3 protein-coding genes are annotated in these 2,011 nt (G+C 71.6%); 2 read left to right on the top strand and 1 reads right to left on the bottom strand.

The window, feature by feature from the left end:
* A partial coding sequence (locus tag CCN33_RS31380) for an SCO2400 family protein (RefSeq protein WP_425275880.1) occupies window positions 1-281 on the bottom strand: 281 nt, incomplete at its 3' end.
* A gap of 201 nt (window positions 282-482) precedes the next feature.
* Between CCN33_RS31380 and CCN33_RS29990 the strand changes: the two genes are divergently transcribed.
* Both CCN33_RS29990 and CCN33_RS29995 read left to right on the top strand, forming a co-directional pair.
* On the top strand, window positions 483-1,640 hold the full coding sequence (locus tag CCN33_RS29990; protein WP_086696460.1) for a mandelate racemase/muconate lactonizing enzyme family protein: 1,158 nt from the start codon (window positions 483-485) through the stop codon (window positions 1,638-1,640).
* Window positions 1,637-2,011: alcohol dehydrogenase catalytic domain-containing protein (locus CCN33_RS29995; RefSeq protein WP_167387981.1), on the top strand; the 375-nt coding region annotated here is incomplete at its 3' end. The genes CCN33_RS29990 and CCN33_RS29995, both read left to right, overlap by 4 nt.

Raw genomic sequence — 2,011 nt, forward strand, 5'->3', positions numbered from 1 at the left:
GCGGGGGTCTCCTGCCCGTACGGGGTGGCCGGGTGGTCTTCCCCGTAGGGGGCCGCGAGGGCCTCCTGCCCGTACGGGGCGGCCACGGCCTCCTGCCCGTAGGGGGCCGCGTGAGCGGTCTCCCCGTAAGAGGGAGCCTGGGGGCTCTGCCCGTAAGGGTCCGCCATGCCGCCGGAGGCGACGGCGGCGGTCGGCGCGACGGCGGTCAGGGCGGGCGCGCCGCAGCCGGGGCAGGCGAGAGCGCCGTTGAGGTGCCGTCGGCACGGGTGGCAGTAGTCCATGACGCGGGAAGACTAGATTCCACTCGGGTCACGTTCCTAGGTGCCGCTGTGAAGGTTTGGTGCGGGAGAGACACCCGCGTACACGCCTTTGCCGGAACCGTTACGTGTTCGACCCATTGACACCCCCCACCCGCCCTCCCTACTGTCACGCCAGCATTTCGAACGCATGACGAAATTTCGAACACCGAGGGGTGGACGGGCGTGCGTATCACCGGAATCAGCACCCATGTGGTCGGCACACCGTGGCGGAACCTGACCTATGTGCAGGTCCACACGGACGAGGGGCTCACCGGCGTCGGGGAGACCCGCATGCTGGGTCACACCGACGCCCTGCTCGGCTACTTGCGGGAGGCCGAGGCCAACCACATCGCGGGCTCCGACCCGTTCGCCGTGGAGGACCTGGTCCGCCGGATGAAGTACGGCGACTTCGGCCGGGCCGGCGAGATCGTGATGTCCGGGATCGCGGTGGTCGAGATGGCCTGCTGGGACATCAGGGGCAAGGCGCTCGGCGTACCGGTGTGGCAGTTGCTCGGCGGAAAGGTCACCGACCGCGTCAAGGCGTACGCCAACGGCTGGTACACCACCGAGCGCACCCCGGAGGCGTACCACGAGGCGGCCCGCGCGGTCGTGGCCCGGGGCTACCGGGCCCTGAAGATCGACCCGTTCGGCACCGGCCACCTCGAGCTGGACCACGAGCGCACCCGGTACGCCGTCTCCCTGATCGAGGCCGTACGAGACGCGATCGGCCCGGACACCGAGCTGATGCTGGAGATGCACGGCCGCTTCTCCCCCGCCACCGCGATCCGCCTCGCCCGCGAACTGGCGCCCTTCGACCCCGCCTGGCTGGAGGAGCCGGTGCCGCCGGAGAACCTGAAGGCGCTTCAGAAGGTGGCCGCCAAGGTGGACATCCCCGTCGCCACCGGCGAGCGGATGCACGACCGGATCGAGTTCCGGGAGCTGCTGGAGAGCCAGTCGGCGGACATCCTCCAGCCGGACGTCGGCCACATCGGCGGCATCTGGGAGACCCGCAAGCTGGCCGCGACCGCCGAGACCCACTACGTGCTGCTCGCCCCGCACAACGTGGGCGGGTCGGTCCTCACCGCCGCCTCGCTCCAGGTCGGCTTCAGCACACCGAACTTCAAGATCCTGGAGCACTTCAACGACTTCGCGGACGCGGAGATCAAGACGGTGGTGAAGGGCGCCCCCGAGGTGGTCGACGGCTACTTCCACCTCTCCGACGCCCCCGGCCTCGGCGTCGAGCTGGACAGCGACGCGGCGGCCGAGTTCCCACAGCAGCAGGCCCGGTTCGACCTGTGGGCCGAGGGCTGGGAGCGCCGCAGGCCGAAGGGGACGAAGTGAGCGTCCAGGTGGTGGTCGAGGCACCGGGCGCGCACCGGCTGGAGCCGCACACACCCCGCGCGCCCGGCCCCGGCGAGGCGCTGGTCGCCGTGCACGCGGTGGGGATCTGCGGCAGCGACCGCGAGCTGTACCGGGGCAACCGGGCCGCGCCGTACGTGCGTTACCCGGTGGTGCCCGGCCACGAGTGGTCCGGCACGGTACGGGAGGTGGGCGCCGGGGTGCCGGAGCGCCTGGCCGGCCGCAAGGTGGTCGGCGAGGGCTTCCGCAACTGCCAGGTGTGCGCCCGCTGTCACGCCGGCGAGACCACGCTCTGCGAGGCGGGGTACGAGGAGACCGGCTTCACCCGGCCCGGCGCGATGGCCCCCACCCTC

It is taken from the genome of Streptomyces recifensis (assembly GCF_002154615.1).
Taxonomy (GTDB): domain Bacteria; phylum Actinomycetota; class Actinomycetes; order Streptomycetales; family Streptomycetaceae; genus Streptomyces; species Streptomyces griseoluteus.